Below are 1,237 nucleotides of genomic sequence, written 5' to 3'. Positions count from 1 at the left end.
AGGCCGGGAAGCGCGCGGCCTTCATGTGATAGGCGATGGAGCGCACCTCGCGCTCGGCCAACTCGGCCTTCAGGAGCTGCGTCAGGATCGGCACGGCCGCCTCGAAGACTGGCGCGCCTTGCTCGATGAGGTCGGTGACGGCCTGAGCCATGCCATGCATCTTCAGGCTGCGCAGCATGATGACGACGGCGCCGCTGGCGGGATCATGACGCATGACGGCCTCCGCTGCTGCGGGCGCGCAGGTCGTCGTAGCGCTCGACATTGGCCTTCGGTTCGCGGCGCAGGAGCAACGCCTGTGGCGTATCGATGGTCGGGCTGTCGGTTACCCTGCCGTCGATCAGCCGGTGCAGGATGTTCAGCACATGGGTCTTGGTCGCCACCCCATCGGACAGGGCCAGCTCGACCGCGGTCAGCACCGCCTGCTCGTCATGCTGCAGGACCAGGGCGAGGATATCGACCATCTCCCGATCTCCGCCGGGTCGTCGCAGCATCTGGTCCTGCAATCGCCTGAAGCCTGACGGCAGCTCCACAAAGGGGGCCCCGTTCCGCAACGCTCCAGGCTTGCGCTGGATCACCGTCAGATAGTGGCGCCAGTCATAGATCGTGCGGGGTGGCAGATGATGGGAGCGCTGGATCAGCCGTTCATGCTCACAGAGAACCTGCCCTTCTGCGGCAACCACCAGCCGATCCGGGTAGACCCTCAGGCTGACGGGCCGGTTGGCGAAGGACGCTGGCACGCTGTAGCGATTGCGTTCGAAGCTGATCAGGCAGGTGGGTGAGACACGCTTGCTCCGCTCGACGAAGCCGTCGAAGGCAGGCGGCAGCGGCATCAGCGCAGTTTGCTCCTCGGCCCAGGCGTCGGCGAGGGTTCCGGGCAGAACCCCGTGCGGGATCTCGCGCCACAACTCCAGGCAGCGCCGCTCGAGCCAGGCGTTCAGCGCAGCGAGGTCAGGGAAGTTCGGCATCGGTTGCCACAGGCGCGGCCGCGCGTCCTGCACGTTCTTCTCGACCTGTCCCTTCTCCCAGCCCGAGGCGGGATTGCAGAACTCCGGCTCGAAGACATAGTGGTTGGCCATGGCAAGAAAGCGCATGTTGATCTGGCGCTCCTTGCCCCTGCCGATGCGGTCCACCGCCGTCCGCATGTTGTCGTAGATCCCACGCTCCGGCACGCCACCGAACACCCGGAACCCATGCCAATGGGCGTCGAACAGCATCTCGTGGGTCTGCAGCAGATAGG

The 1,237-nt window shown here is 65.8% G+C and carries 2 protein-coding genes; both read right to left on the bottom strand.

The genetic code is table 11. The features are described from left to right. On the bottom strand, positions 1-214 hold a 214-nt coding region (locus tag ELI80_RS15990; RefSeq protein WP_236641546.1), incomplete at its 3' end, for an ATP-binding protein. Continuing rightward, on the bottom strand, positions 204-1,237 hold a 1,034-nt coding region (gene istA / locus ELI80_RS15985; RefSeq protein WP_136653650.1), incomplete at its 5' end, for an IS21 family transposase. The genes ELI80_RS15990 and istA, both read right to left, overlap by 11 nt.

The organism is Paracoccus aeridis (genome assembly GCF_004923205.2).
Taxonomy (GTDB): domain Bacteria; phylum Pseudomonadota; class Alphaproteobacteria; order Rhodobacterales; family Rhodobacteraceae; genus Paracoccus; species Paracoccus aeridis.
This window is presented reverse-complemented; position numbering and strand designations above follow the sequence as displayed.